The organism is Rhizomicrobium sp. (assembly GCF_056722145.1).
The window spans coordinates 1-6,027 of the sequence record NZ_JBWZET010000272.1 but is presented as its reverse complement, the minus strand read 5'-3'; the positions used below and the strand labels follow the sequence as shown (position 1 = coordinate 6,027).

Annotated in this window: 7 protein-coding genes; 5 read left to right on the top strand and 2 right to left on the bottom strand. The window is 64.4% G+C overall.

From position 1 onward, the window contains the following. From AC1P6P_RS14305 to folE, 3 genes are all read left to right on the top strand, one after another. Window positions 1–990, top strand: a 990-nt coding sequence (locus tag AC1P6P_RS14305; RefSeq protein ID WP_481403118.1) for an amidohydrolase family protein, incomplete at its 5' end; no start/stop codon positions are given. A gap of 413 nt (window positions 991–1,403) precedes the next feature. Next, the gene (locus AC1P6P_RS14300; protein ID WP_481403117.1) at window positions 1,404–2,936 is read left to right on the top strand and encodes a phospholipase D-like domain-containing protein; all 1,533 of its coding nucleotides are present in this window, start codon (window positions 1,404–1,406) and stop codon (window positions 2,934–2,936) included. Between the two features lie 14 nt (window positions 2,937–2,950). Next, a complete protein-coding gene (gene folE / locus AC1P6P_RS14295; RefSeq protein WP_481403116.1) occupies window positions 2,951–3,577 on the top strand; it encodes a GTP cyclohydrolase I FolE in 627 nt (208 codons plus the stop codon). Window positions 3,578–3,584: 7 nt separating this feature from the next. On the opposite strand, the gene AC1P6P_RS14290 is transcribed toward folE, so the two are convergent. Together AC1P6P_RS14290 and AC1P6P_RS14285 are read right to left on the bottom strand one after the other, a co-directional pair. Then, entirely contained in the window at window positions 3,585–3,938 is a 354-nt protein-coding gene (locus AC1P6P_RS14290; protein WP_481403115.1) for a DUF3147 family protein, read from the bottom strand. Window positions 3,939–3,943: 5 nt separating this feature from the next. Beyond that, window positions 3,944–4,423 (bottom strand): redoxin family protein, encoded by a 480-nt coding sequence (locus AC1P6P_RS14285; protein ID WP_481403114.1) that lies wholly within the window; start codon window positions 4,421–4,423, stop codon window positions 3,944–3,946. Between the two features lie 206 nt (window positions 4,424–4,629). On the opposite strand from AC1P6P_RS14285, the gene AC1P6P_RS14280 reads away from it, so the two are divergent. After that, on the top strand, window positions 4,630–5,097 hold the full coding sequence (locus AC1P6P_RS14280; RefSeq protein ID WP_481403113.1) for an S-adenosyl-L-homocysteine hydrolase: 468 nt from the start codon (window positions 4,630–4,632) through the stop codon (window positions 5,095–5,097). Window positions 5,098–5,216: 119 nt separating this feature from the next. Continuing rightward, on the top strand, window positions 5,217–6,027 hold an 811-nt coding region (locus tag AC1P6P_RS14275; protein ID WP_481403112.1), incomplete at its 3' end, for an adenosylhomocysteinase.

Sequence of the window (6,027 nt, the reverse complement as noted above, 5' to 3'; positions counted from 1 at the left end):
GGCCTCGATGGCCTGATGTTCGTCAACGCCCCCGACAAGACCTATGCCGCCCAGCACGTCCAGGGCTACAACGACTATCACTGGTACGAATGGTGCCAGGCCCACCCCGGCCGCTTCATCATGAACGGCATCCTGCCCGCCTGGGATATCGACGCCACCGTCACGGAAATCCACCGTTTGGCCAAGATGGGCGCCACCTCGGTCTCGTTCAACGAGAACCCCACCAAGCGCGGCCTGCCGTCGGTCCACAATTCGCATTGGGAACCGATGTGGAAGGCCATCGCCGACACCGACATGACCATCAACCTCCACATCGGCGCCGGCAATGCCTCACCGCATGCCTCGGACGAATCGCCGATCGAGGCGTGGATCACGACGATGCCGATGTCGGTTTCGATCGGCCTGGCCGACTGGCTCCATCTTGAGGCGCTGCACCGCTATCCGCTCAAGATCGCGATGTCGGAATCGGGCATCGGCTGGATTCCTTACCTGCTGGAACGCGCCGACTATGCGAACATGCAGCATACGGCGTGGACGCACTCGCAATCCTACCTCAAGGGCAAGAAGCCCTCGCAGGTCTTCGCCGAGCACTTCTATTCGTGCTTCATCGACGATGCCTATGGCTGCCGCAACCTCGACCTCGTCGGTGAGGATCGCGTCTGCTACGAAGTCGATTACCCGCATTCCGACGCGCCGTGGCCGGATGCACCCGAGGTGCTGTGGCGCTCGGTCAGCCAGCTTTCGGACGAGCTGATCGACAAGGTCACCCACCTCAATGCGATGAAGCTCTATCGCTTCGACATGTTCGGCAAGATTCCCAAGGACCAACTGACCGTGAAGGCCCTGCGCGCCAAGGCGGCAGCCAACGGGGTCGATACCACGGTCAAGTCGGCTGGTGGTGCCGCGCCGGAAGGCCAGAGCAACAAGCAGCGCGCGATTACCTCAGGCGACGTCAACGCGATGTTCAAGAAGCACGCCGAAGCGGTGTGAGCTAAAGCGACTGTGCCCGGTCCGTGAAGCGGATGACGTTTCACGGACCGGCATGGATCAAGGCGCGATGGGTCGCTAGCTGGGATGTTGTGCGCCAAGCTGCATAGCACTGGCTAAAGGCCATATGAAAACGGCCCGGTTGCGGTTGGCAGCCGGGTCGCTTTCGTTTGGCAATCATCCGAGCAGGCGGTCGCAAGTGGTTGAGCAACCACTCGATCTATATGTTTCGCAAGTGACCATGGTCCCGCCGCATTTGAGCAACAGAGGCGCCTTGGCCATGCGTTGTTTCCACGAGGCAATGCGCCAGGCGCGATGCTCCGCGGGACTGCGAGGCGGGCAGTTTCTTCTCCATCTTGCGTTTTTCGCGTTCTTCGCCAGATTTGCCCTCGGGCAAGGGGTGAAATCTGGAGCGCATGACCATCTCGCCCGAAAATACGCCGCAATCGGCCGACGAACCGACCGAAAATCCGGATCGCGGAGTAGCCAAGACTACATGGCGCTATGCTCGCGCCACCCGCGCCCATGTCGTCATCGATGCTGCCGCCTATTTCGATCTGATGCAGGATGCCATGCTGCGCGCACGGCAGCGGATCATGATGGTCGGTTGGGATTTCGACACGCGCATCCGTCTCGGTGGTGGCCGGCGCTGGTGGAACCTGCCGCTTCGCTCGCGGTTTCCGGCGCGGCTGGGGGCGTTCGTGATCTGGCTGTGCAAGCGGCGGCCCGCCTTGCGGATCAAGGTGCTGAAGTGGAACTTCGGCGCGCTGAAATTCGTGTTCCGCGGGACCATGATCCTCGACCTGGTACGCTGGTGGTGGGCCGACGGCATCGATTTCCGCTTCGATGCTGCGCACCCGCTGGGTTGCAGCCACCACCAGAAGCTGGTGGTGATCGACGACAATTTCGCGGCCTGCGGCGGCATCGACATGACGTCGGATCGCTGGGACACACCGCAGCACATCGATGACGATCCGCGCCGCCGCCGCCCCTATGGCACCCGGCTCTACCAGCCATGGCACGACGTTTCGATGCTGGTGGAGGGTGCCGCGGCTGCGTCATTGGGCGAGTTGGGTCGCCTGCGCTGGCGGCAATCGGGGGGTGAGGTCATTCCGCCTTGCGCGCCCCAGACCGAAACCGCCTGGCCTGTTCGCTTGCGCGCCGAATTCGCCGACGTCGAGCTCGGTATCGCCCGAACCCGCGCTGCCTGGCGCAATTTCAGCGAGGTGCGCGAGATCGAGGCACTGTTTGTCGAGCATATCGCGCGCGCGCGCCGCTTCATCTACGCCGAAAGCCAGTACTTCGCCTCCCGTCGCATAGCCGAAGCGATCGCCGCGCGACTGCACGCGCCGGATCCGCCCGAGATCGTGCTGATCAATCCGCTCAATGCCGATGGCTGGCTACAGCAGCAGGCGATGGATACCGCCCGGGTTCGCCTTTTGCATGCCCTTGAAGGGTATGACGGTTCCGACCGATTCAAGGTGTTCATTCCGCGCACCGCCGGCGGCACGCCGATTTACGTCCACGCCAAGCTGATGATCGTCGACGACGAGATTCTGCGCATTGGTTCGGCCAACATGAACAACCGCTCGATGGGTCTCGACAGCGAATGCGACGTCTACATGGATGCCGCCCGTCCCGGCAACGGCCACATCGTGCCTGCGATCACGTCGCTCCGCCACCGCCTGCTGGCAGAGCATACCGGGCACGACGAAGCTGCCGTTTCCGCCTGCCTCGCCAAAGGCATGGGCATGGCCGAACTGATCGAATCACTGCCGCGAATGGGCAAGTATCTGGAACCTTTTGCCTTGCGCCCGTTGACCGATGCGGAGAAAGCGATTGCCGATACCGCGCTGCTCGACGCCGAAAGGCCCGAGGAGATCTTCGAGCCGATGGCGCGGCGACGTGGACTGTTCCGACGCGGCGGGCTGCTGCGGAGGCCGAGCTGAAGGAGAATGCGACGATGGCCGGATGCGGACATGACGATCACGACGAATACGCCGAAACCGTGGGGGAAGACGGCAAAGTCGCCGTGCCCGAACATGTCCAGGAAGCGATCCGCACGCTGATCCGCTGGTCGGGTGACGATCCGGCGCGCGAAGGCCTGCTCGATACCCCCAAGCGGGTCGCCCGCGCCTGGCGCGAGTACTGCCAGGGCTATGGCGAGGATCCGGCGCACCACCTTTCGCGCCAGTTCGAGGAAGTCGGGGGCTATGACGAAGTCGTGCTGCTCAAGGACATCCCGTTCCAGTCGCACTGCGAACACCACATGGCGCCGATCACCGGCAAGGCCGCCATCGCCTACATGCCGCGCAATCGTGTGGTCGGCATCTCCAAGCTCGCGCGCGTGCTGCACGCCTATGCGCGGCGCCTGCAGATCCAGGAGCGTCTTACGGCAGAAGTCGCCCAGTGCATCTGGGACAACCTCAAGCCCCACGGCGTCGCCGTCGTCATCGAGGCGCAGCACGGCTGCATGACCGGCCGCGGCGTCCGTACCCCCGGCGTCGGCATGATCACCAGCCGGCTGATGGGCTGCTTCCTCGACGACCCGCGCAGCCGCAAGGAAGTGCTTGGGCTGATGGGGTACTGACGGCTGTTCAAACCGGCCAGCCCCAACGCCGACCGGCAAAGATCATCGCATAAGTCCCCGCCACTGCTAGCACCGCTCCAGCAGCAATGCTGAGGCCGACCCCCGTGCCCCGCCGCAGAAGGAGCGCGATCAGCGCGAACGCGGGCAGTGCTGCCGCGACGTAAAGCGCCGTTCCCGCGATGAAGTCTGCCGCGCGCGCCGGGTCGTGCGTGTCGCGCCACAGCCAGGCCAGCGCCAGCAGGCTGGTCAACGGCAAGGCCGCCACCAGCCCGCCCCAACCCGGACTGCGCCGGGCGATTTCGGAAGACACGGCGATCAAAGCTCCCGAAACGAGCGCCTTGATCGCCAGTTGCCCCCACATTCCGGTTACAGGTTCTCGAGCACGTGTTCGGCGGCGCTCACCTTGAACTCGCCCGGTGCCTCGACGAACAATTGCTCCACGGTGCCGTCGTTCACCACCATCGCGAAGCGCTGCCCGCGCTTGCCGATGCCGGCGCCCGAAAGGTCCAGCGTCAGCCCCAGCGCCTCGGCGAACGCGCCGGTGCCGTCGCCCAGCATGGTGATCTCGGGCGAGCCCGCAGCCTTGCCCCAGGCGCCCATCACGAAGCCGTCGTTGACGGCGGTGCAGACGATCTCGTCGACGCCCTTGGCCTTCAGCGCGGCGGCGTTCTGCACGTAGCCCGGCAGGTGCTTGGCCGAACAGGTCGGCGTGAAGGCGCCGGGAACCGAGAACAGCACAACTTTCTTGCCGGCAAAATATTCGCCTGCGGCCACGCCTTCGGGGCCGTTCTCGGTCGCCTTGCTCAGCTTCACGTCGGGCAGCTTGTCGCCAACGGAAATGGACATGTCTTTCTCCTTGCTTGGTTTTTTTGAAGTCGCGCGGCATCTGGCGTCCGCTGCCCCGATCCGTAGCCGCCCGGACGCCGCCGCGCCAGAGGCTCCGCGGCATTCGATGGTTAATTTCAGGTAACGAGAACCCGCAATCCCTGCCTAACGGCGGCGTGAGAGCGTCTCCTGGCGCGATCCGGTAAATCGCGCCAGGGAGACTGCACATGAACACGCTGCTACGGGTTGCGACCCTCGTTGCTGCCACATCACTGACCTGGGCCATGCCCGCAGGCGCTCACGAAACCGGCTTTCCCGAAGCCGAAAAGCTGCGCCGCCTCGATATCATGCTGATGGTCACCGGATTGCGCTGCCGCACCGGCGAAGACAACTTCCAGGCCGATTTCCAGGCATTCGAAGCCGGCCACATGGCCGAGCTCAACGCCGCAACCAGAACGCTGCGCAGCGATCTCGTCGCGCGCTTCGGTCCGCGCGGGGCCGATCGCGAACTCGACCGCATCAGCACCACGATGGCCAATGCCTATGGCAATGGCCATCCGTGGCTCGGCTGCCATGAGCTCAAGCAGGCCACGCGCATGCTTGCCGAAGCGCAAGGCGAAGCGCCGCTGCTGGCGGCGGCAGACGAGCTGCTCCACGGCGACAGCCCCCAGATCGCCTATGCTGCAGATCACTGACACGCCAATCATATAAAGAAATCTTTATATTTGATTCGGAGCCCGTTAACGGCTAGGGGCCGGTGCATACCGCGCCCCAACCGAACCGGTCGGGGTGCTCCAATTGGAGTGAACGCCCCGTGGCCACTGTTGCTGATCGAGACTACGTCATCGCCGATATCGGCCTCGCAGAGTTCGGCCGCGCCGAGATCCGCATCGCCGAAACCGAGATGCCCGGCCTGATGGCGCTGCGTGAGGAATTCGGCGCGTCGCAGCCGCTGAAGGGCGCCCGCGTCACCGGCTCGCTGCACATGACGATTCAGACGGCGGTGCTGATCGAGACGCTGGTTGCGCTTGGTGCCGAGGTCCGCTGGGCCACCTGCAACATCTTCTCGACGCAGGACCACGCCGCCGCCGCCATCGCCGCCGCGGGCATCCCGGTGTTCGCGGTCAAGGGTGAAAGCCTCGCCGACTACTGGGACTATGTCGGCAGCATCTTCGACTGGGGCGACCACACCGCCAACATGATCCTCGACGACGGTGGCGACGCCACCATGTTCGCGCTGTGGGGCGCCCGCGTCGAGGCCGGCGAACCGCTGTTCGAACCCTCGAACGCCGAGGAGATCGAGTTCTGCCGCGCGCTGACCGCGTTCCTCAAGAAGAAGCCGGGCTACCTCACCATGTCCGTCGCCCACATCAAGGGCGTCTCCGAGGAAACCACCACCGGCGTCCACCGCCTTTACCAGATCGCCAAGGACGGCAAGCTCCCGTTCCCGGCAATCAACGTCAATGACAGCGTCACCAAGTCGAAGTTCGACAACCTCTACGGCTGCCGTCATTCCCTGGTGGACGGCATCTTCCGGGCCACCGACGTGATGATCGCCGGCAAGGTGGCCGTGGTGTTCGGCTTCGGCGACGTGGGCAAGGGCTGCGCCCAGTCGCTACGGGGCC

Excerpts from the sequence above, each read along its gene's own strand:
- AC1P6P_RS14280 (WP_481403113.1), top strand. The coding sequence starts at position 4,630 with ATGAACACGCTGCTACGGGTTGCGACCCTCGTTGCTGCCACATCACTG.
- AC1P6P_RS14285 (WP_481403114.1), bottom strand. The coding sequence starts at position 4,423 with ATGTCCATTTCCGTTGGCGACAAGCTGCCCGACGTGAAGCTGAGCAAG.
- AC1P6P_RS14300 (WP_481403117.1), top strand. The coding sequence starts at position 1,404 with ATGACCATCTCGCCCGAAAATACGCCGCAATCGGCCGACGAACCGACC.
- AC1P6P_RS14290 (WP_481403115.1), bottom strand. The coding sequence starts at position 3,938 with ATGTGGGGGCAACTGGCGATCAAGGCGCTCGTTTCGGGAGCTTTGATC.
- folE (WP_481403116.1), top strand. The coding sequence starts at position 2,951 with ATGGCCGGATGCGGACATGACGATCACGACGAATACGCCGAAACCGTG.